The sequence below is a fragment of the Bradyrhizobium murdochi genome (genome assembly GCF_000472965.1).
GTDB classification, from domain to species: domain Bacteria; phylum Pseudomonadota; class Alphaproteobacteria; order Rhizobiales; family Xanthobacteraceae; genus Bradyrhizobium; species Bradyrhizobium murdochi.
Genome location: NZ_AXAU01000034.1, coordinates 1 through 22,032, shown reverse-complemented (window position 1 = coordinate 22,032; position 22,032 = coordinate 1). Strand labels below are relative to the sequence as shown.

General features: G+C 57.8%; 23 protein-coding genes. 21 read left to right on the top strand and 2 right to left on the bottom strand.

All coding sequences use genetic code 11. The annotated features are described in order from the left end of the window. Window positions 1-336: 336 nt before the first annotated feature. The 21 genes from YUO_RS0134935 to YUO_RS44140 all read left to right on the top strand — a co-directional run bounded on the left by YUO_RS0134935 (window position 337) and on the right by YUO_RS44140 (window position 19,716). A complete protein-coding gene (locus tag YUO_RS0134935; RefSeq protein ID WP_028351355.1) occupies window positions 337-978 on the top strand; it encodes a winged helix-turn-helix transcriptional regulator in 642 nt (213 codons plus the stop codon). Next, window positions 975-1,493 (top strand): transcription termination/antitermination protein NusG, encoded by a 519-nt coding sequence (nusG, locus tag YUO_RS0134930; protein ID WP_028351354.1) that lies wholly within the window; start codon window positions 975-977, stop codon window positions 1,491-1,493. The genes YUO_RS0134935 and nusG overlap by 4 nt, the downstream gene beginning before the upstream one ends. A 119-nt stretch (window positions 1,494-1,612) precedes the next feature. Continuing rightward, entirely contained in the window at window positions 1,613-2,593 is a 981-nt protein-coding gene (galE, locus tag YUO_RS0134925; RefSeq protein ID WP_028351353.1) for a UDP-glucose 4-epimerase GalE, read from the top strand. Continuing rightward, window positions 2,590-3,420: an ABC transporter permease gene (locus tag YUO_RS0134920; RefSeq protein ID WP_028351352.1), complete on the top strand. Its 831-nt coding sequence runs from the start codon at window positions 2,590-2,592 to the stop codon at window positions 3,418-3,420. The genes galE and YUO_RS0134920 overlap by 4 nt, the downstream gene beginning before the upstream one ends. 54 nt (window positions 3,421-3,474) lie before the next feature. Continuing rightward, on the top strand, window positions 3,475-4,734 hold the full coding sequence (locus YUO_RS42770; protein WP_035728287.1) for an ABC transporter ATP-binding protein: 1,260 nt from the start codon (window positions 3,475-3,477) through the stop codon (window positions 4,732-4,734). After that, window positions 4,735-5,601 (top strand): glycosyltransferase family 2 protein, encoded by an 867-nt coding sequence (locus YUO_RS44150; protein ID WP_051379812.1) that lies wholly within the window; start codon window positions 4,735-4,737, stop codon window positions 5,599-5,601. Window positions 5,602-5,655: 54 nt separating this feature from the next. Then, window positions 5,656-6,357 carry an FkbM family methyltransferase gene (locus tag YUO_RS42760; protein ID WP_051379811.1) on the top strand — a complete coding sequence of 234 codons (702 nt, stop codon included), beginning with the start codon at window positions 5,656-5,658 and terminating at the stop codon, window positions 6,355-6,357. 13 nt (window positions 6,358-6,370) lie between these two features. Next, window positions 6,371-6,913 carry a dTDP-4-dehydrorhamnose 3,5-epimerase gene (gene rfbC / locus YUO_RS0134900; RefSeq protein WP_028351351.1) on the top strand — a complete coding sequence of 181 codons (543 nt, stop codon included), beginning with the start codon at window positions 6,371-6,373 and terminating at the stop codon, window positions 6,911-6,913. A 26-nt stretch (window positions 6,914-6,939) separates the two neighbouring features. Then, entirely contained in the window at window positions 6,940-8,064 is a 1,125-nt protein-coding gene (locus tag YUO_RS0134895; protein ID WP_028351350.1) for a DegT/DnrJ/EryC1/StrS family aminotransferase, read from the top strand. A 6-nt stretch (window positions 8,065-8,070) separates the two neighbouring features. After that, on the top strand, window positions 8,071-8,814 hold the full coding sequence (locus tag YUO_RS45575) for a formyltransferase family protein (RefSeq protein ID WP_028351349.1): 744 nt from the start codon (window positions 8,071-8,073) through the stop codon (window positions 8,812-8,814). Next, window positions 8,811-9,560: a cephalosporin hydroxylase family protein gene (locus YUO_RS0134885; RefSeq protein ID WP_028351348.1), complete on the top strand. Its 750-nt coding sequence runs from the start codon at window positions 8,811-8,813 to the stop codon at window positions 9,558-9,560. Before YUO_RS45575 ends, YUO_RS0134885 begins: the two co-directional genes overlap by 4 nt. A gap of 58 nt (window positions 9,561-9,618) precedes the next feature. Further along, entirely contained in the window at window positions 9,619-10,455 is an 837-nt protein-coding gene (locus tag YUO_RS0134880; protein WP_051379810.1) for a class I SAM-dependent methyltransferase, read from the top strand. A 37-nt stretch (window positions 10,456-10,492) separates the two neighbouring features. Continuing rightward, window positions 10,493-11,266: a glucose-1-phosphate cytidylyltransferase gene (gene rfbF, locus YUO_RS0134875; RefSeq protein WP_028351346.1), complete on the top strand. Its 774-nt coding sequence runs from the start codon at window positions 10,493-10,495 to the stop codon at window positions 11,264-11,266. 5 nt (window positions 11,267-11,271) lie between these two features. Next, complete coding sequence (locus YUO_RS0134870; RefSeq protein ID WP_035728299.1) at window positions 11,272-12,537, top strand: class I SAM-dependent methyltransferase; 1,266 nt, start codon at window positions 11,272-11,274, stop codon at window positions 12,535-12,537. After that, the gene (locus YUO_RS42750) at window positions 12,527-13,537 is read left to right on the top strand and encodes a glycosyltransferase family 2 protein (RefSeq protein ID WP_198028158.1); all 1,011 of its coding nucleotides are present in this window, start codon (window positions 12,527-12,529) and stop codon (window positions 13,535-13,537) included. The genes YUO_RS0134870 and YUO_RS42750 overlap by 11 nt, the downstream gene beginning before the upstream one ends. Window positions 13,538-13,549: 12 nt before the next feature. Further along, on the top strand, window positions 13,550-14,944 hold the full coding sequence (locus tag YUO_RS42745) for a glycosyltransferase family 4 protein (RefSeq protein ID WP_051379808.1): 1,395 nt from the start codon (window positions 13,550-13,552) through the stop codon (window positions 14,942-14,944). Window positions 14,945-14,983: 39 nt separating this feature from the next. Beyond that, on the top strand, window positions 14,984-16,120 hold the full coding sequence (gene rfbG, locus YUO_RS0134855; RefSeq protein ID WP_198028157.1) for a CDP-glucose 4,6-dehydratase: 1,137 nt from the start codon (window positions 14,984-14,986) through the stop codon (window positions 16,118-16,120). Continuing rightward, a complete protein-coding gene (locus YUO_RS0134850; protein ID WP_028351343.1) occupies window positions 16,107-17,048 on the top strand; it encodes an NAD-dependent epimerase/dehydratase family protein in 942 nt (313 codons plus the stop codon). The genes rfbG and YUO_RS0134850 overlap by 14 nt, the downstream gene beginning before the upstream one ends. Continuing rightward, the gene (locus tag YUO_RS0134845; protein WP_051379807.1) at window positions 17,045-17,971 is read left to right on the top strand and encodes an alpha-1,2-fucosyltransferase; all 927 of its coding nucleotides are present in this window, start codon (window positions 17,045-17,047) and stop codon (window positions 17,969-17,971) included. The genes YUO_RS0134850 and YUO_RS0134845 overlap by 4 nt, the downstream gene beginning before the upstream one ends. Window positions 17,972-18,016: 45 nt before the next feature. Beyond that, entirely contained in the window at window positions 18,017-18,760 is a 744-nt protein-coding gene (locus YUO_RS0134840) for a class I SAM-dependent methyltransferase (RefSeq protein ID WP_156908898.1), read from the top strand. Window positions 18,761-18,879: 119 nt separating this feature from the next. Next, window positions 18,880-19,716: a glycosyltransferase family 2 protein gene (locus tag YUO_RS44140; RefSeq protein ID WP_283806440.1), complete on the top strand. Its 837-nt coding sequence runs from the start codon at window positions 18,880-18,882 to the stop codon at window positions 19,714-19,716. 395 nt (window positions 19,717-20,111) lie between these two features. Here the strand turns inward: YUO_RS44140 and fcl are convergent, their stop codons facing one another. Continuing rightward, window positions 20,112-21,068, bottom strand: coding sequence for a GDP-L-fucose synthase (gene fcl, locus YUO_RS0134825; protein ID WP_028351339.1), 957 nt, complete (start codon window positions 21,066-21,068; stop codon window positions 20,112-20,114). Further along, on the bottom strand, window positions 21,049-22,032 hold a 984-nt coding region (gene gmd / locus YUO_RS0134820; protein WP_028348552.1), incomplete at its 5' end, for a GDP-mannose 4,6-dehydratase. The genes fcl and gmd, both read right to left, overlap by 20 nt.

The window sequence follows — 22,032 nt, the reverse complement described above, 5'->3', positions numbered from 1 at the left end:
AATTTGGGGCTGTGGCAGTTGTACGGATATCGAGGGCTTCGCGTCAGCTCCCGACGCTGCCACCGCCCAACCGGGCAAATCCAACAGCCAGCACGAATTCAGGGCTGGATAAGACCTGGCGGGCAAGGTCACTCTCGTCAAATTTCGAAGTCGGCGCCCGCGACCACCATTCAGGGCGTAGGCCTCACGCGCCCGATGCGAAAGGTGAGGTCCTCTGTTTTGTCAGAAAACTAAGCAATTACAATTAGATGTTTGTGTTCATTCCGTGAACGAGGGCCTTGACGTTCACGCCGTGAACAGGGTACGAGTATCTCCAATGGCCCGATAGAGACGACGATGGACCGCTTGCTGCACAGCGAACAAGATAACAAGCGCATTCTGCTCAACCTTCTAACCTCCGTTCACCAGAACGGCGAGCAATCGCAGCGTCACATCGCCGCCGAACTCGGTGTCGCGCTCGGCCTCGTCAACGTGTACCTGAAGCGCTGCATCAAGAAGGGACTGGTCAAGGTGCACAATGCGCCAGCCAGGCGTTACGTCTATTATCTAACTCCGACCGGATTTGCCGAGAAGTCGCGGCTGACGATCCAGTATCTCTCAGACTCGTTTTCGTTCTTTCGCCTTGCCAAAGAGGATTGTGCCCGCGCCTTGGCAACAGCAAGGACCAACAATTTCAATCGTGTCGTGCTTGCAGGAAGGTCCGATCTTGCCGAAATTGCCATTCTTTGTGCCGCAGAGCTTGCCGTAACCGTCGTCGCTGTCGTCGATCGGGGCGGCGAGGGCAGCAAGTTTGCGGGAGTCGATCTGATCCGCTCCTACGCGGATATCTTGGGAGAATTCGACGCAGTATTGGTGACCGATCTGACAGACGCGCAAGCGGCGTTCGACGATGCGGTCGCCGCCTGTGGCGCGGATCGAGTCATGGTGCCGGCTCTACTTGGCCTGCGATCGTCGGCTGAAACGGGGAGTCACGCATGAGCCGGGCGCCCGGGATTCGATGGTATGTCGTTCAGACGCAGGTCAATAGTGAACATAAGGCCGCGCAGCACATCTTGCGTCAGGGCTTTGACGTGTACCTTCCACGATATCAGAAGCGGCGGCGCCACGCGCGCAAGCTCGATATCATAGCGAAGCCGTTGTTTCCGCGTTATCTCTTCGTCGCGATCGACATAGCGACGCAGCGCTGGCGATCGCTTCAGTCGACGTACGGAGTGACGGGTCTGGTGGGCCATGGCGACGGCCCGGCAGCGGTGCCAGAAGGAGTTGTCTCTGAGCTCAAGGCGCGTGAGGACGAGCAGGGGTTCATTAGGCTGGAATCGCAACCTGCCTTTGCACCCGGAGACAGGGTTCGCGTGCTGGCCGGTGCGTTCCTGGACAGTGCTGGCTCGTTCAACGCAATGGCAGACCGTGATCGGGTCTCTATTTTGCTCGAGATGCTTGGTCGCAAGGTCCGCGTCCTTCTTGACGCGGATATGGTCGTAGCCGCCTTCTAAGAGCGGTCGCGGCGTATCGGGCGGTGCCCGAGCGCCGTAGTTTGTCTTTCGCTCCTTAACGGAGCATCCGGGTGACAGTCGATTCACCCGGAGTGCGGTAGCATGGGATTTTTTGGCAAATGACAATTCTCGTAACGGGTGGCGCGGGCTACATCGGCGGCCACGTCGTGCAGGGGCTCGTCGAGCAGGGGCACGCGGTTGTCGTACTTGATAATCTGTCGACCGGCTTTCGAGAGGCCGTTCCGGCGCAGGTGCGGCTCATAGTCGGCGATGTCGGAGACGAAAGTCTCGTATCGACGATCATCGCGGAACATGGGATCAGCGCGATGATGCATTTCGCTGCGTCTTCGGTCGTACCTGAGTCAATCGTTAATCCGATCGCTTATTACAGAAACAACACGGTGAATTCGCTTAAGCTGATCGACTCCGCAGTGCGCGGTGGCGTGCGGCATTTCGTTTTCTCATCAACCGCTGCAGTTTACGGCAGTCCCACGGCGGGCTTGGTGGGCGAAGACCTCATCCCTCAACCAATGTCGCCGTATGGCGCATCCAAGTTGATGACGGAGAGAATGCTGGGCGATGTGGCGTCTACAAGCCACTTGACTTGCGCTATCCTGCGGTATTTCAACGTCGCCGGCGCCGATCCATTGTTGCGGATCGGCCAGTCGACCCGCGGGGCAACCCATCTGATCAAGGTCGCAGTGCAAGCTGCCCTGGGCGTCCGGAACGGAATGGAGATCTTCGGAACCGACTATCCGACACCCGACGGCACCTGCATCCGCGACTACATCCACGTCTGCGATCTCGTGAGCGCCCATATCAAGGCCCTTGATTATCTGCGCGGCGGAGGCGAAAGCGTGACGATCAATTGCGGCTACGGACACGGCTATTCCGTGCGCGAAATCATCGAGGCCGTCAAACGTGTGTCAGGCAGCGATTTTGTCGCGATCCCGCGGCCACGGCGTGCGGGCGATCCGGCCGCCATTGTTGCCGACAGCGCGCTGATCCGGCGGGCGTTGTCGTGGGTGCCTGCCTATGACGATCTCGACACAATCGTCAGGCATGCGCTCGCCTGGGAACGGAAGCTGTCAGTTCAATGACCTCTACGACAATCAAAGTCATCAAGCCGCATAGCGAACGGTCTTTCGCCGAGGATCTGGCTGACATCTGGGCGCACCGCGAGCTCTTGATGGTGCTAGTGCGCCGCGAGATATCGGTTCGGTACCGACAAGCCGTCGTAGGATTATTGTGGGTGGCGCTGCAGCCTCTGCTGACCACGGTCATTTTCACTACGGTATTCGTTGTGTTCGTGCGTATTCCCGTGCAGGAACAATCATATCCGCTGTTCGCCTTTGCGGGCATTGCAGTGTGGCAATACTTCAATCGAGTTGTAGCAGAGGGAGGCGGTAGCCTAGTCGCGAACAGCGCGCTGATCACGAAAGTCTCTTTTCCGCGGTTGATCATTCCCTTGGTCTCGCCATTGGCTGCCGCGCTTGACTCGCTGATTGCAATCCTGGTCTTGGTCATAATTGCGAAGCTTATAGGCGCGCATGTGAGCTGGACTGCATTCTTTGCACCTCTCGTGATTGCTGTCGTTGGGCTTTTCGGTTATGCGATCGCGCTTTGGGTCGCTCCGATGAACGCAGTTTATCGCGACGTTGGCATCGCGTTACCATCGATCATGCAGGTCTTGATGTATATGAGCCCAATCGTCTACCCGGCATCGCTGGTTCCGGAAGGCATCCGCTGGCTGTACGAACTGAATCCAATTGCTGTGATGGTGAACACGATGCGTTGGGTGGTGCTTGGCACCAATGCTCCATCCCTCATCGGGATTGGAATGTTCGGAGCTCTGACGGTCCTGTTGCTCTGGGGCGGCTCGGGATTGTTTCGACGAATGGAAGGCAATCTCATTGATCGCATCTGATTCCGGACCTGAGGGGACGTCACTTACCTTTTCGAGACCGGTCGGCTCCTCGTCATGACGAAAGCGATCGAAGTGCGCGGCGTCAGCAAGGAATACTTCCGAGGTGTTCACTCGGCGGGGCATACTCGAATCGCCGAGATGCTCATCGAGTGGGGACGGGGGCTTGTCGGCGGAAAGCAGGGAGACAGTCCCGCTAGGCGGGAGGCGGAGCCCTTCTGGGCTCTCAAGGATATCTCATTTACAATCGAGCAAGGACAGGTTGTTGGCATTATAGGGCACAATGGCTCAGGCAAGAGCACGCTTCTCAAGATCATCGCTCAGATTACCGCGCCTACGACCGGCGAGGTGCAACTAAACGGCCGCACCGGTACACTGCTTGAGGTTGGCACCGGCTTCCACCCCGAGCTCAGCGGGCGCGAAAACGTATTTCTCAATGGTGCGATTCTCGGCATGAGCCGTGCAGAGATCGCTCGCAAGTTTGACGAGATTGTCGATTTTTCGGGAGTCGAGGCTTTCATCGACACGCCGGTGAAGCGTTACTCCAGCGGAATGCAAACTCGGCTTGCGTTCTCGGTTGCGGCGCATCTGGATCCTGAAATTCTCATCGTTGACGAAGTGCTAGCTGTTGGCGACGCTGAATTTCAGAAGAAATGCCTCGGCAAAATGAGGGATGTGACCAGTGACGGGCGAACAGTTGTCTTCGTTAGTCATAGCATGGTTACGGTAACGAGCTTGTGCAGTCAGTGCATTCTCCTCGAGCACGGCGAAATTCGTGCACTCGGACCCTCGCATAAAATTGCCGACTTGTATTTTTCGGAAGGGGCCAGCAGCGGACCAGCACTGGGTTACAAGGAAAATGCCGCGCGTCCAGGCAATAACATTGTTCGGCTGTGCGGCGCTCGGGTTGTAAACAGCAAATTTGATGAGGTTGATGCGATAGGTCGCGACGAGCCGGTAGGAATCGAGATGACGTTTGAAGTCCTGCAAGATGGACACCGACTTGTCCCAAATTTTCATATCTTCTTGCAGGACCAATATGCGTTCGTAAGTTCGCTGCCCAACAATGACGTAATTTCGCGCGGAACCTATCGATCGCTAATGTGGATTCCGCCGCGCTTTCTCAACAACGGCCTGTTTGTTGTCGGGGTCGCGGTGAGCTCAATGAGTCCGGTCGTTATTCATTTCTTCGAGCAGGACGCGCTTCGCTTCCACGTCATCGACGATTTGTTTGACGCAAGCAGAAACGATTACATTCAGGAATTTCCAGGCGTGGTTCGTCCGGATCTTGAATGGAATTTCGTTCGGGAAAGATGAATGCAGGGTTACGTCATGGCCTCAGATTCTTCCGCTGTCGATTTGTCCGGCGGAAACAGGCCGCTGGTGTCCATAGGGATTCCGACCTTCAATAGGCCGGTGGGTCTGCGTCGGACATTGCAGCTCATCTGTGGTCAGACTTACCCGAATCTCGAAATCCTGGTGTCGGATAACGCCTCACCCGGTTCGGAAACAGAGAGGGCTGTTCAAGAATTCTCCGAGGTCGACGCGCGGATAAAGTATTTTCGTCAACCGGCCAACATCGGAGCGATTGCGAACTTCCGCTTCGTCCTTGCGAATGCGTCGGGAGAATACTTCATGTGGGCGGCAGATGATGACGAATGGGATGCAAGGTTCATCGAAACCTGTCTTGCCGCTGCAAGCCCGTCGTGCTCTGTCATGACCAAGTTCAATACGCTCTTCAGGGCGCGAAATGTTTGCGAAGAGAATCCGATTCCAGAGCTGTCGCCAAATGCGAAGCTGTTCCAGAACGTGGAGAATTACTTTTCGAACATGCAGCCCAGCCTTTTCTACGGACTTCATCCCCGCGGGTCGATTCTTTTTACCCTGAAGGGTAGCTATTTTGATTTTTACGATTGTTATGTCGTCCTTCGCATCATCCTTGAAAGCGGCTTTCGAACGATCGACCAAAATCTTTACGGTGCCGGTGTTGATGCACCCACCTACGAAGTCAAGTATGTAGATGCCAGGAAAAAACGGTTAGACTTTTGGCCATTTTTCTTGCATTCCGCTATTGCCCTTGCGCGCTGTTCGCGTTTGTCGAACTTGGAAAAAGTCAGGTTACTCTTGAGGTTGTTGCGGCTGGTGCGTACACTTAGAAGCTATCATGCGACCCGAAGTTCGTGACATGCGCCAATTTGGGGAGACTGTGCGCGTGCCAGCGATTGGCGGTGCTTTTCGATGATTGAGCTATTCGAGCCGTGGCGCTGGCGCGACGCGAAGCATTCCTATTCTCAGGCCGGCGAGGACCTGATTATCGATTTTGTTGCCAAAGCGATGCAGATCGAGGAGGTGACGTATCTTGATATCGGTGCGCACCATCCTAGCCAGTTCAGTAACACTTATCTGTTTTATAGGCGGGGGTTTCAGGGGGTGCTGGTCGAACCCGATCCTGAACTGATGGCTTCGATAAAGCGCGTGAGGCCGCGTGACGTGTGCATAGAAGCGGGCGTCGGCGTGACGTCGGCGCGTGTGGCTCAGTTCTTCGTAATGAGCACGCGAACCTTGAACACGTTCTCGGAAGCGGAAGCCAAGCGATACGAAGCCATGGGGACCCAGCGTATCGAAAAGGTTCTCCCCGTTCCATTGATCACGTTCGACGATATCTTTGCGGATCGTTTTCTTGACAAGGAGCCCACATTGGTGTCGATCGACGTCGAGGGGCTCGATTTTGATGTGCTGTCGACGCTGAATCTCAACAAGTACCGACCGGCGATCATCTGTGTTGAAACGCTTCAATACAGCGAAACGCGCGAAGAAGTGAAGGATACGCGAATCGCGCAGCTGATGTCGGACAACGGCTATTTCGCGTTCGGCGATACGTACATTAACACGATTTTTGTCGATCTCGGTCGATGGAAAAGCGGTAGCAAGAGATCGTGAGCTTTGCGCTTTTATGATCTTTACTTCGCTCAAGCTTGCCGGAGCCTATCGTATCGAACCGCAGCCGATTGTGGACGAGCGCGGAGCGTTTGCGCGCCGATTTTGTGCCGATACGTTCCGCGCTCGCGGTCTAGAGACCGACTTGGTGCAACGCTCGATCTCATTGAACGCGCGGGCGGGGACAGTGCGCGGAATGCATTTCCAGGCGCCGCCGCATCTTGAGACGAAGCTCGTGCGCTGCACGCGCGGCGCAATCTTTGACGTGATGGTCGATCTACGGGACGGCTCGCCAACCTATGGCCAATGGCACGGTGAGGAGCTAAGTGCCGACAACTGGCTCATGCTCTATATTCCGAAGGGTTTTGCACACGGTTTTCAGACCCTGGTCGACAATACCGAAGTCGACTACGAGATTACACCGGCCTATGTCCCGGGTGCTGGCGCTGGCTTTCGATTTGACGATCCCGCGCTGGCGATCAATTGGCCGGTTGCTGACATCGTCATTTCGGAGCGCGACAGATTGCTGCCATCGTCGTTTATCGGTGTCCGACTGTGATAGTCCGAGTTTCGGAGAAAACCAACATGGCCTCGTCCGAGCCATCGCGCATTCTCTATACTAAGCCCTCTATAACCGAGCTCGAGGTTCGGTATGCAGGCGATGCCGCCGCAAACGGCTGGGGCGAGCATTGCTACGACTACATCAATCGCTTCGAAACCGCCTTCAAGGACCACCTCTGCACTTCCCGTGCGATCGCCACATCGAGCTGCACAGGTGCGCTGCATTTGGGAATGGCGGCGCTGGGGATCGGCCCCGACGATGAAGTAATTATGGCAGACACCAATTGGATTGCTTCGGCCGCCCCAATCATCCATCTCGGTGCGAAGCCGGTATTTGTGGACATTCGACCTGACAGCTGGTGCATTGATCCCGAGCTCGTCGAGGCCGCGATTACGCCGAGGACGAAGGCCATCCTCGCGGTTCACCTCTATGGCAATCTGTGCGACATGGAGCGTTTACTCGCGATTGGAGAGGCGCACGGTATTCCCGTCATTGAGGACGCTGCGGAGGCGATTGGTTCCGAGTATTCCGGCAAGCGCGCAGGAAGCATGGGCCGGTTCGGCGCATTCTCGTTTCATGGTACCAAGACGGTCACGACCGGTGAGGGGGGGATGTTCGTGACGAACGATCCTGAGCTCTACGAGCGGGTTCTGACGCTTTCAAACCACGGCCGATCGCGCACGCAACCGAAGCAGTTTTGGCCCGACGTTGTCGGCTTCAAATACAAGATGTCTAACATCCAGGCGGCGCTCGGCTGCGCACAGATGGAGCGGATCGACGAGTTGATTTGCCGAAAGCGGGAAATCTTTCACTATTACCGCGATCGCCTACAGGATATTGCCGGCGTGAGGATCAACCCGGAATCCAGCAACATCGTCAACGGCGCCTGGATGCCGACCGCTGTGTTCGATGAGTCTACCGGGGTCACGCGCGAGAAGCTGGTTGCCGCGTTCGCCGCGGACAATATCGATGCCCGCGTGTTTTTCTATCCGTTGTCGGGGCTGCCCATGTTCGACGAGGTGCGGAGCAACCGGCACGCATGGGGAATCCCGACGCGAGCGATCAACCTTCCGAGCTATCACGACATGACCGCAGCGGATCAGGATCGGGTGATCGCGGTGATTAGCAGTGTGCTGCAGGGCGATTGAATAAGTATGAAGCTTCTTCTGCTCGCGGATGGTCACGTAGGGATGGAGATTGCGCGTTGGCTTATCGCCAGTTTTCGCGACGATCTTGCTTTGATCGTCACCACTGCGGATAACGACCTTGCGGCAATGGCACGCCGTGAGCAAATTCAGTGCCTGGTATTTCAGTCGTCCAGTCAGGTGTCGGATTTTGCTGCAAGCGAAGGGCTCTCTTTCGATCTCGGTCTGTTGGCGTGGTGGCCAAAAATCATTCGACGGCCGCTGATCTCTTTAACTCGTCGCGGGTTTATCAACACCCATCCGAGCCTTCTGCCTCACGGCAGGGGTAAGCACTATAACTTCTGGTCGATTGTCGATCGGGTGCCCTTTGGGGTGAGCCTGCACATGGTCGACGAGGGCGTGGACAGCGGTGATATCGTTGCGCAGCTCGAGGTCCCCTACGACTGGGAGGATACCGGTGGATCGCTGTATCGGAAGGCGAGGGAGGCGGTGCTACAGCTGGTCCAGGCGACATATCCGAAGCTCCGCTGTCTGGATTTCGAGGCGTGGCCACAGGACCTTGCCGCGGGCACTTTCCATCGTGGATCCGAGCTGGAGCCGGCAAGCTCGATCCTTCTGGAAAAGCCCTATCTGGCGCGCGACTTGCTCAACCTTCTTCGGGCCAGAACATTTCCCGGCTACCCAGCATGTACGTTTTCGGACGGCGACGACGTCTACGAGGTCCGTGTCGAGATCAAGAGGAAGTCGAGATGAGCGAGTATCCGAAGTTCAAGCGCGAATGCGCGCTTGAGATCGAACAGATGGGCGATGACCCCGAGCTGGCCCGTGTCACGCGATCATGGATGGATCGCGCCAACCGTGCGAAGTATTCCTATCATTTCGAGTGGATGGGGCGCCCCATCATTCAATATCCGCAGGACGTTCTCGCGGTTCAGGAGATCATCTGGTCGATCAAACCCGATCTCATCATCGAAACGGGCATCGCGCACGGTGGCTCCTTGATCTTCTCTGCTTCGATGCTGGAATTAAGCGCAATGGCGGGCGGGCCGCAAGACGCGCAAGTGCTTGGTATCGATATCGACATTCGCGCGCATAACCGCTCTGCAATCGAAGCTCATCCGATGGCCCGGCGCATTTCGATGATTGAGGGATCGAGTATTGCGCCTGAGGTAGTGGCCGAGGTCAGCGCCAAGACGGCGGGCAAGAAGAGCGTACTCGTTCTTCTCGATAGCAATCATACCCACGATCATGTGCTTGCCGAACTTGATGCTTATGCCCGCCTTGCGTCGATCGGAAGCTATTGTGTCGTCTTCGACACGGTAATTGAAGATATGCCCGATGATACGTTCGCCGATAGGCCGTGGAGAAGGGGCAACAATGCGAAAACCGCGGTATGGGAATTTCTCAAGCTTCACCCGGAATTCGAAGTCGACAAGAGCATACAGCACAAGCTGCTGATCACCGTGGCGCCGGACGGGTACCTCAAGCGCGTCAGTTAGCTCTGATCGGAGGCAGTGATCGTATGAAGCGTGCACAACATACAAGGATATCAGCAGGGTGACCAACGCCTCCGTCATCGGACAATTCGTTAGCGACCTGAAGGACTCGAAGTGGGCTTTCTTGCGGAAGCTTAGCGCTGTATACAGGGCCCAAGCGATGCTCTCTCTTCTTGAAGAGAGAGCATCCGTCTCGGCCGCCGAGGCTCGCGAATTTAATTCGCGGTCGCGGGATAAATGGGTGGCTGACCGCGCGAGGTCAGTGGATCCGGGATCGCGTGTTCTGGACGTTGGCGCGGGCACAGCGCCCTATCGGAACCTGTTCAAGCATTGCAAATACGAGACTCAGGATTTTGCGGAGTATGATGGCTATAAGGGCGCCGAGGGACAGTACGCTCAAATTGATTACGTTTCGGACATCACAGATATTCCAGTGCCAGACGCCAGCTTTGACGTCATCTTGTGCACTGAAGTTCTGGAGCACGTTCCACGCCCGATCGAATCGCTCGGCGAAATGATAAGAATTGCCAAACCGGGTGGGAGATTATTCCTGACCGCGCCTCTGGGATCAGGACTTCATCAGGAGCCCTATCATTTCTACGGAGGCTATACTGACCATTGGTATCGCAAGTTTCTGACTGAGCTTGGTTGCGAGATTATTTCGATCGAGCCGAACCACGGATTTTTTGCGCACCTGGCCCAGGAATGCGCCAGATCTAGTTGGCAATTTGATCGACTTAATCTCGATCACGGAGGGTATGAGGAAGAATTTGTCCGCCTGATAGGGGACGTTCTGCCGCGGTATTTTTATGAACTCGACAAGAAAATTCTGTTGAAGGAATTCACGATCGGCTTCCACGTGGAAGCAAAGCGGAAGCAAGTCAATTCTCAAGCTTGAAGAGTCGCGGTCGCGCAAACTGAATAGGCAGGTGTCGGTGAAAGTTGTCATTCTCGCAGGTGGTATGGGCACCCGAATCTCGGAAGAGACCTTGGTGCGACCTAAGCCGATGATCGAAATCGGCGGGCGGCCGATCTTGTGGCACATCATGAAGCTCTATGCGCATCACGGACTCACGGATTTCGTGATCTGCCTCGGCTACAAAGGCTACATGATAAAAGAATACTTCATGAACTTCGTGCTGCATCATTCTGATGTCACCATTGATGCCACGAAGAATAATGTGGTCTATCATCAGAGCAGTGTCGAGCCCTGGCGGATCACGCTCGTGGATACCGGCGAGACGACGTTGACCGGCGGCCGTCTCAAGCGGGTGCGCAAATACCTCGATCCGCAGGAGCCGTTCTGCTTCACCTACGGTGACGGTCTGTCCGATATCGATATCACTGCTTCCATTGCCTTTCATCGCAGCCACGGGAAACAGGCGACGGTGACTGCTGTGCGGCCGCCAGGACGTTATGGTGCGTTGGAGATCGATGGATCGACGGTGAAATCCTTCGTCGAGAAGCCGCCTGGCGACAATGCCTACATCAATGGCGGCTTCTTTGTGCTCAACCCCGCGGTGATCGACCGGATCGAGGGCGACAAGACATCGTGGGAGTCGACCCCGCTTGAGGCGCTTGCCAGGGACGAACAGCTATGCGCTCATCGGCACTATGGCTTCTGGCAGCCGATGGACACGCTTCGCGACAAGATGATGCTTGAGGAGCTCTGGCAGGCTGGTCGCGCGCCTTGGCGGCTGTGGAACTGAACTGGATGGCTGCGAACCCGCCGGCATGTCGGTCTTGTGGCGCGCCGCTGACAGCGGTGCTCATCGACCTCGGCATGACGCCGATCTCGAATGCGTTTGTTCGTGCCGATCAGGCTTCGTTTAGTGAACGATTTTATCCACTGAAGAGCTTTGTGTGTGATCGCTGCTGGTTGGTGCAGCTTGAGGACTTCGAGACGCCGGAGACGCACTTTCACGGCGAGTATGTTTATTTTTCGTCGTTTTCGGACAGTTGGCTCGCTCACGCACGCGCGTTTGTCGAAAGGGCAATCGCTCGCTTCGCGCTCGATGCAAGCTCCCGCGTCGTCGAAGTCGGCAGCAACGATGGGTATCTGCTGCAGTATTTCGTTCAGAGGGGCATACCTTGCCTCGGTGTGGATCCCGCAGCCAACTGCGCCAAAGCGGCGCGGGATTTGCGGCGTGTGCCGACCGAGGTCGCTTTCTTTGGGTCGAAGGCGGCCACGAGGTTGCGCGCAGAGGGCGGTGCTGCGGACTTGATCATCGCCAACAACGTGCTTGCCCACGTGCCCGACATCAACGACTTCGTCGCCGGTTTCAAAATTCTGCTCAGTGAGCAGGGGGTCGCGACGTTCGAGTTTCCGCATGTCCTCGAAATGATCCGCAACGTCGAGTTTGATACCATTTACCATGAGCACTATTCATATTTGTCGCTACTGGCGCTGGAACCCTTATTCGGGCGGCATGGATTGCAGCTCACCGACGTGGAGCGCTTGTCGACCCATGGTGGATCGCTTCGCCTCTATGTCGCGCATGCCGGTCGTGTCGTCGCGTCCGAGGCCATCAAGCAACTGAAGCAGGAGGAGATCCAGGCGGGACTGGACCGTCTCGCCACGTATGAGGCCTTCGGGCATCGCGTTCGGCAGCTGAAGCGGTCCTTGCTGCGCCTATTGATTGGGCTAATCGAGGAGGGAAAATCGATCGCGGCGTATGGCGCGCCTGCGAAGGGCAATACGCTGCTCAACTACTGCGGAATTGGTCGCGACTTTATCGGCTTCACCGTCGATCGCAATGTTCACAAGCAAGGCCTGCTGTTGCCGGGAACACGAATCCCGGTTCTCGCGCCTGATGAGATCGCAAAACGGCGGCCCGACTACGTTCTCATTCTGCCGTGGAACCTGCGGGAGGAAATCGTAGCGCAAATCAATCAGATCCCCGATTGGACGGGCCGATTCATCATTCCTGTGCCCGAGCCTCTGATCCTGAACAGCCATGGCAACACAAATGATGAATAGCCAAGGGGGCTACCCGACGGTCAGCGTTGTTTTGTCGGTGAAGAACGGCGGCCGTGATTTACCGCAGGCGCTCGGGACGATCCTTAACCAGTCGTTCGCCGACTTCGAGCTAATCGCGATTGATAATGGCTCGACCGACGAGACCGGCCCCTATTTGGACAGCATTACCGATCCACGCGTTCGCGTTTTCCATCAGACCGACGCTGGTCTCGCTGGCGCGCTCAACCGCGGTATCTCGCTAGCACGAGGGCGGTATATCGCGAGGCAGGACCATGACGATCTCGCAGATCCGAGCCGGATAGCCAAGCAGGTTCAGTTTCTGGAGAGCCATCCTGAGCACGCCTTGATCGGCACGCGCGCCGAGATATGGGTAGGCGACAAACCAAGCGGCCGCTTTCATGACCACCCTACGGAAGACGAGATCCTTCGATTTGATCTTATCTTCAACAATCCTTTTGTGCACTCTTCGGTGATGGTACGAAAATCGGCGCTCGATCGTGTCGGGGTATACACAACTGATCCTGCGCGGCAGCCGCCCGAAGACTATGAACTGTGGTCCCGCATTTCGCGACAATATCGCGTAGCCAATTTGCCCGAGCGGTTAACTGTTTACCGGGAGGTTCCCTCCAGCATGTCGCGGGCCGGCGCCCAACCATTTCTGCAGAAGCTCGTCACAATTTCGTCGGAGAATCTGGCGTACGCGACCGGAGTTGCGGAGCCTGAACAGGTTCACGTGGACATGGCCGCGCTCGTTCACGGAGCAGAGGCCCTGGTTTCGCCGAAACCGGACGTTGAAGGCATGTGCGCCGTCCTGGCGGAGGCGGGACATAGGATCGGTGGAGGTCAAACCAAGCCTGAGCTCGCGCAACGGGTACTTCACGCGCAGGCTCAAATCCGCCATCGGTTCATGCTTCGGCAGCAGCCGGGCTATGGCTTGGTGTGGCGTGCAGCGCGTAATATCCGAGGCCATTTGCGCCGTTTGATACCGGCCGCGCTTTGAGGGGAATTAACGATGAAGCTTCTCTTCTGCTGCGAGAGCTATTGGCCCCACCAGGGAGGGGTGCAGGTAGTTATGCGCCAGATCGCCGAGCGGATGGCGGCAGCAGGGCACGACGTGAGTGTGGCGACGCGCGTCCATCCCGATCGAAAGACGAAACGTCACAATGGCGTCCACATCCACGACTTTGAGGTGAGCGGAAACCTTGTAACCGGTATTCGAGGGGAGGTTGATCGGTACCGGCAATTACTAACCAGCTTCGATGGTGATGCCATCTTGATCAAGGCGGCACAGCAGTGGAGTTTCGATGCGCTGTGGCCTGTCCTCGATCAGATCAAGGCGCGGAAGGTGTTCGTTCCGTGCGGCTTTTCCAGTTTCTATGAGCCCTCCTTCAAGAACTATTTCCAGCAGCTTCCGGATATTCTGCGAAAGTTCGATCATCTCATCTTCTACGCAGAGCACTATCGCGACATCGATTTCGCCCGGGCAAGCGGGATCACGAGCTTCTCGATCATTCCCAACGGAGCCAGCGAAGTGGAGTTCGCACGCGAAACGCGCCGAGACGGCCGCTTGCGGCGAGAGCTTGGCATCCCCACGACCGATCTGGTTTTCCTGACTGTGGGCGCGCCCATAAACGCCAAGGGCCACGAGACTGTCGCAGAGGCCTTTGTGCAGGTCGATACTGCTGGTCGAGGTGCAACGTTGATTCTCAATGGCAACTGGCCACCGCCGGGCACCCGGTTCAGGAGCGATCACTTCCGGGCTGTCTTGCAGCGCTTTGCCAGCCTGAACTCAATGCGGAAGGGTGTTCGGCTGTTCCGCGAGGCGGGAATGACAGGCGTGATCGACCGACTCTTTCCCAAGCCGCCGGATGAGCTGACCAGGGTTGCGACAATTGCTCCGGCGCCGCCGGCGGAGACGGATAGCCCGCAGCCCAACCCCTCTGCTCCACGCTCGGCTCCCGCAAAAAAGACCGTGCTCCGCCTCGATCTGCCACGTCACAAGGTCGTTGACGCCTTCTTCGAGGCTGATCTCTTTGTTTTCGCGTCAAAGGTCGAATACTCGCCGCTGGTCTTGTTCGAATCTGCCGCGGCCGGAACGCCGTTTCTCACCGTGCCCGCCGGAAATGCCGGCGAAATCGTTCGCTGGACGGGAGGTGGATGGCTGTGCCCTGCCGACGCCGACGATCGCGGATATATCAAGGTTTCCCCATCGGTCTTGGCGCGCGAGATGGAGAAGGGTATCCATGCTCCGGACCGTCTGCGCGAACTCGGTGACGCCGGCCGTCGGGCTTGGCGCGAACGCTTCACCTGGTCGAAGATAGCGCATTCCTATGAACGCGTTTTGCGTGGAGAAACAGTAGTGTCGCCGATGTACCCTGAAGCGGCTGAGAGGGCGGTCAACGGATGAGAAAGTCCATCCAGCAAGAGGGGCCGTCGGTCAACGCTGGTGCTTCGCTTTGTTTCTTCTCATGAGATTTTGCGTTCGATGACAATCGATCCTCACCTGCTCGACTTCGAGGTACCGCTGAAAGAAGAGCGGATATTCGTAACGGGGCACAGCGGCTTTACGGGGAGCTGGCTTGTGAGCTGGCTTAAGCTTATCGGTTGCAAGATTGCCGGGCTGGCGCTTGAACCTGTAACCGAACCCAATTTGTTTTTTGCAGCAAATGTGGCTGAGGGAATTGACTCGACCATTGGTGACATCCGGGATCTCACCACGGTGCGTGAAGCGATCGAGCGCCACCGGCCATCAGTGATCATCCATCTGGCAGCACAGCCGCTGGTGTCCCGTTCCTTTGCTGACCCGGTCGAAACGTTCGCCATCAACGCGATCGGAACTGCGCACGTGCTCGAATCGGCGCGGAACACGTCTAGTGTCAAGGCGGTCGTCTGCATCACAACTGACAAGGTCTATCACGACCAGGACTGGCCATGGGGATATCGTGAACAGGATCCGCTCGGCGGGAAGGATCCATATAGCGCTTCCAAGGCCTGCGCCGAGCTGATTGCAGCCTCTTATCGTGCGACGCTGGCCGAGCGGGGCAACGGTGTGCTGATCGCGAACGCGCGGGGCGGCAATATTATCGGCGGCGGAGACTGGTCTTCCGATCGAATCGTGCCAGACTTTGTCCGCGCTGTGATGGCAGGCCAGCCGATTTCGTTGCGCAATCCGGGAGCGGTTCGTCCTTGGCAGCATGTGATGGCCCTTGTTCACGGTTACCTTGTCCTTGCAGCCCGTCTGTTGAGTGGAGATCGCATGGCCGCGGATAATTGGAACTTCGGTCCCCGCGACGAGGCCGCTCGGACCGTTCGGGATTTGGTCGAGCAACTCGGCGGTGTCTGGACTGAGCCGGAAGTTAGTTATGCTTCCGGCAGTTTCCCCGAAACGCGCTTCCTCCATCTCGACAGTACCAAGGCGCGGACCCTGCTAGGCTGGACGCCCCCTTTATTGTTTGAGGACACCGTCGAACTGACCGCTGGTTGGTATCGCGATTTTGCGGCCAATCCGGCGGAGGCCTCGAACATTACCGTTCGGCAGATTGAACACTATCGCAACGCCCTGAGGAATCATGCCGCCTGCTAGCGCTCTCATCACTGGTGCCACGGGCTTCATTGGCGCTCATCTCGTTGCTCGCCTGCTATCGGAGGGCAGCCGAGTGACCGTTCTGGCACGATCGTCCAGCGCACTGCCGCGGGAGTGGCGCGATCGCGTCAGTGTCATTACGTCCGATGATTTCAGCGAGCGGGGTTTGCGGCGGGTGCTTCACGCGCCTGTCGAGACGATATTCCATTTGGCCGCCTATGGCGTCCGACCGAACCACCGCGACATCGGTGAAATGATGGCCATCAACGTCGGGTTGCCTGCTATTTTGGTCCGGCTATGCGCTGAATGGCACGCTCGGATGATCATGGCAGGTACCTTTTCGGAATACAGCCGCCCTTCGACCCAAGACCTTCTTACGGAAAGCTCGCAGCTGGAGCAAGGCAAGCTCTATGGCTCGTCAAAAGCTGCTGGCGGTCTCATGGCAAGCGCGATCGCTAACGGCAGCGGCACCGGGTTCCGACTGTTGCGGCTCTTCAAAGTCTATGGTGCGGGTGAAGCGCCTCATCGCCTGCTGCCGACGCTGTTCAGCGGATTGATAAAACGCGAGCGTGTGGCGATATCGACCGGCACGCAAATCCTCGACTTTGTCTACATTGACGATGTTGTCGAAGCGATGTTGCGCGCCGACGCGCATTGCCGCGAGCAGGGCGGCATCGCGACTTGGAACGTTGCGACGGGCCGCGGCCATTCAGTGCGGGAGTTCGCCGAACGCGTCGCAGCGGCAATGCATGCGGATGCTTCGCTGCTTGGCTTCGGTGCGATCGATATGCGGAAAGATGACGAACCCTGGCTGGTTGGCTCGCCCGATCTGCTTCGTTCAGAACTCGACTGGCAGCCCTCGACAGGGCTAGATGAAGGTGTCCGCGCTGCGGTCGCGACACATTACAGGTCCCAGGGACAAGGATGAACGGCCACGTGATTACGGTGTCCCTGATTGGCGGACTGGGCAATCAGATGTTTCAGTACGCAGCCGGCAAGGCGCTCGCCGAACGCCATGGCGTCGGACTTGCGCTTGACCTCAGCGGTTTCCGTAATTATTCGGACCGCTCCTTCCTGTTGGACCGCCTGCGCGTGCCGGAGACAGTCGTTTCGCTGGCCCAACCCAGGGTCGCGGAGAAAGATCAAAAGCAATTTGCGCGAGCACTGTGGAAAGGGCGAGTCGATAGGCTGCTTGGCTTGGCCGGCCTGCCGAAACTTGCATCTTCGCCGCAGGAGTATCGAGAGCCGCATTTCCACTACGACCCGGCTTTCGAAGCGCTTGGCCCACGAACTGTGCTGTTTGGCTATTTCCAAAGCGAGCGTTACTTTGGCTGCATCGCTGAAAGGCTGCGCGACTGGTTTTCTCCCCGAGAACCCTTGAGCGACGCGGCCGCGGAAGTGCTCGCCCGCATCGAATGCAGCCGGCTGCCCGTATCGACGCATGTCCGCCGGGGCGACTACCTCAATCCCGGAACCGCAGAATTCCACGGCATCTTGGGCGAACGGTATTATCGCCAGGCGCTCGATCGGCTCGAGGCGGGGATCGGTCAGGAATCGACATTGTTCGTGTTTTCCGATGATCCGACCGCGGCGGAGGAGATTCTGAATTTCGTCCCGAAATCGCGGCTGGTCCTTGTCCGGGGCGATCCGCAGCGGCCTTGGGAGGACATGGCACTGATGGCACGTTGCCGGCACCATATCATCGCCAACAGCTCCTTTAGCTGGTGGGGCGCTTGGCTCAATCGCTCGCCGGATAAGGTCGTCATCGCGCCGCGCGCGTGGTTTGCGCCAAATGAACTGAAGAAGCTCAATATTCATGATCTTTACCCCCCTGGGTGGGTCTTGGTCTGATCATGCGCGACAATAATTCTTTCAACTTGCAACGAGAGTATCGCAGTGCCACTAACAGCTCGCTCGATCATTCATTTGTTACGTCGGAAAGCAAAAAAAATTGCAGACGCAACAACACCCGATCTCACACGCTCCTGGCCTGATCCTGTCCGCAATCCTGGCGCCGCCGAGTTCGAGGTCGATCTCTGGAGTCTGTCGAGCTTTCTGCTGGAAAGAGTCGTGCCTGTGGTGGGTGTCCACCCATACCCGGTTAACGAGTTGCTGCTCATGACTGCCGCAGCGTGCCGGCTGAAGCCGTCAGTGGTATTTGATTGGGGAACGCATATTGGCGTTTCCGCCAGGGTTTTTTACGAATGCGACCGGGCGTTCAAGTTCGGATATGAAATTCATTCGATTGATCTCCCGCCGGACGCCACTCACGTCGAACATCCCGGCCAGGAGCACGGCTTCCTCGTTCGCGGTCTAGACAAGGTTCATCTGCATCGGGGCAACGGCGTTGAGGTTGCACTCGATCTTTGGCAGAAACTCGGGCAACCGAAGCGGCCGCTATTCTTCGTCGATGGCGATCACGCCTACGAGTCCGTTCGTACCGAGCTGGACCGGATCTTCTCGACTGTGCCGGACGCCAGCGCTCTTGCGCACGATACGTTCTTCCAATCGGCAGAGTCGAAGTATAACGTCGGACCCGCGCGCGCCATCGACGAAATCGTCGCAAAGTACCCGTCCCGTTTCAAAGTCATCAACTCCGGGCTTGGGTTGCCAGGTATGACGTTACTTGCGAGTATTTGAGACGAGTTCTTGCCGGTAGCCGCATGGTATCGCTTTGAATTCTAAATCCTAGCGCGTACGCTTTGCACGTGCACACAAAAGTCAACACTGTGGCACAGCTCCCACTCGTTTCTATCATTATGTCGATGCGGAACAGCGCATCGACGGTAGCAGACGCGATCCGGTCGGTTCAACTGCAGGCACTGCAGGATTGGGAGATGATCGTCGTGGACGACGGCTCCAGTGATCAGAGCGGTGCGATCGTTGAGGGCTTCGGTGATGAGCGCATTCGAATCGTTCGCGAGCATTGTTCTGCTGGACTTGCGTTGCGGCTCAATCAGGCAGTTGCCCTAAGCAGAGGCGAGTTTATTGCTCGCATGGATGCGGATGATATTTGTTTCCCGGACCGATTGGTCCACCAGATTGAGCGACTGCAGCGTGACCCGCAGATCGATCTCCTCGGGTGCGGGGCGGTGGTGTTCACCAGCAGCGGCGAGCTCATTGGCGAAATGCCGATCGGGCGCACCCATCAGGACATAATCGCGCGACCGTTTGTCGGTTTTCCTCTTCCTCACCCAACATGGTGCGGACGAACGGCTTGGTTCCGCCGCCATCCATATGATTCCAAGCCTACCTATGCCGAGGACCAGGATCTGTTGCTACGAAACTTCCGGCACAGTAAGTTTGCCGGGCTCGACACGATCTTACTCGGGTATCGCCAGGACCGACTCACGCTTAGGAAATTGTTGCCTGGGCGCGCAGCACTCATTGGCGCGTCATGGCGTTATGGCCTTCGGGAAGGGAAAATCCTTCCTGCCCTTGCCGGGATTGCCGGCCACGTCATCAAAGGGGCAGTGGACGTCGCCACTGTCGGCTCGGGAATCAACCGGCCGATGCAGCGGAAGCGCTTAAGGCCGGTTTCCCATTCTACGATGCGCAGGTGGAAGAGCGTCCAAGAACATCTGAATTCTCTTTGAACCTAGCTGCGCCCCCAACCTGATGCGCCGAAATGGAAGGGCCGGTTTCGGCGTGAACTCGTGCCGCTTGTTAGGCGGGTGGGGCGCCTGTCCCTAACTCGTTCCTCTGAGCGCGATTTCTGAGCGAGATCGTTTGCTAGTCGCGCTAGTCGCATCGGCAATAGAGGATGCGCACCTCCAATAACGCGGGCGGAGAGGTCGGGACTAAAGAAGCGGATGGATTCTTGCGCGCGCAGCTATCGTTGCGGCACATGCGCTCAGAGGTGCTTCTCGCGTCTGACCAGGAAATCAAAAGTAGAGAGACTAGATTGGCTGCTCACAAGCAGTTCTCCACTCTTCCGGACCGTTAAAGTTAGCTGGTGATAGCGGAGATGCGGCTATCGCCACAGAAGTGACTAGTTCGTGGTCAATTTCGATTCGCTCACGTAGGCCTGATAGGCGAGCCGGATGCCGTTCTCAAGCTTCGTGCTGGCCCGCCAGCCGAGTTTTGCCAGGCGGCTGACGTCGAGCAGCTTTCGCGGCGTGCCGTCGGGGCGCGAGGCATCAAAACTAATCGCTCCGGTATAGCCGACGATTGCCGCGACCACGCGGGCGAATTCGGCGATCGTGATGTCCTCGCCGGTGCCGATATTAACCAGTTCACTCTCCGAATAGGTCTTCATCAGATGGATGCAGGCGTCGGCGAGATCATCGACATAGAGGAATTCGCGCCGCGGCGTGCCGGTACCCCAGACCACGACCTCCTTGGCGCCGGCAACCTTGGCCTCGTGAAAGCGGCGGATCAGGGCGGCGACGACGTGGCTGTATTCGGGGTGATAATTGTCGCCGCGGCCGTAAAGATTGGTCGGCATCACATTGATGAAGTCGGCGCCGTACTGGCTGCGATAGGCCTCCACCATCTTGATCCCGGCGATCTTGGCAATCGCATAGGGTTCGTTGGTCGGCTCCAGCGGCCCCGTCAGCATCGAGTCCTCGCGCAGCGGCTGCGGCGCCAGCTTGGGATAGATGCAGGAGGAGCCGAGAAACATCAGCTTCTCGGCGCCGTGGAGATGCGCCGCATGGATCACGTTCGAAGCAATCGCCAGATTGTCGTAGAGGAATTCGGCGCGCAGCGTGTTGTTGGCGACGATGCCGCCGACCTTGGCGGCCGCCAGAAACACCACCTGGGGCCGGTTGGCGGCAAACCACGCATTGACCGCGGCCTGATTGCGCAGATCGACCTCATTGCGGGGCGTCGTCAGCAGTTCGACGTCTTCCCGCGCCAGCCGGCGCACCAGCGCGGCGCCGACCATGCCGCGGTGGCCGGCGACGTAGACCGTCTTGCCCTTCAGCTCAAACGGCAGGCTTGCCATTGGCGACCTCCCGCCTCGCTTCGTCGAGATCGTTCGCGACCATTTCCTTGACCATCTGGGCGAACGACGTCTTGGGCTTCCAGCCCAGTTTCTCGCGCGCCTTGCTGGCATCGCCGACCAGAAGATCGACCTCGGTGGGGCGGAAATAGACCGGATCGATGCGGACCACGGTCTTGCCGGATTTTGTGTCGACGCCGGTCTCGTCGACGCCTTGGCCGCGCCACTCGATGCGGCGGCCGACTTCGGCGAACGCCAGTTCGACGAACTCGCGCACCGAACGCGTCTCGCCGGTCGCCAGCACGAAATCGTCCGGGGCATCCGCCTGCAGGATCTTGTGCATGCCCTCGATATAGTCGCGCGCATGGCCCCAGTCGCGCTTGGCCTCGAGGTTGCCGAGGTAGAGCGCCTCCTCCAGGCCGGTCTCGATGCGGGCGACGCTGCGGGTGATCTTGCGGGTGACGAACGTCTCGCCGCGGATCGGGCTCTCGTGGTTGAACAGGATGCCGTTACTGGCAAACATGCCGTAGGCCTCACGGTAATTGACCGTGATCCAGTAGCCGTACAGCTTGGCGACGCCGTAAGGCGAGCGCGGGTAGAACGGCGTGGTCTCCTTCTGCGGCACCTCCTGGACCAGGCCGTAGAGCTCCGAGGTCGAGGCCTGATAGAACCGCGTCTCCTTCTCCATGCCGAGGATGCGGATCGCCTCCAGCAGCCGCAGCACGCCGATGGCGTCGGCGTTGGCGGTGTATTCCGGGCTTTCGAAACTGACGCCGACATGGCTCTGGGCGGCGAGGTTGTAGATCTCGGTCGGCCTGATCTGCTGCATCAGCCGGATCAGGTTGGTCGAGTCGGTCATGTCGCCGTAATGCAGCAGGAACGGCACCTTGCGGGAATGCGGGTCCTGGTAGAGGTGATCGATCCGCGCCGTGTTGAACGAGGACGACCGCCGCTTGATGCCGTGGAC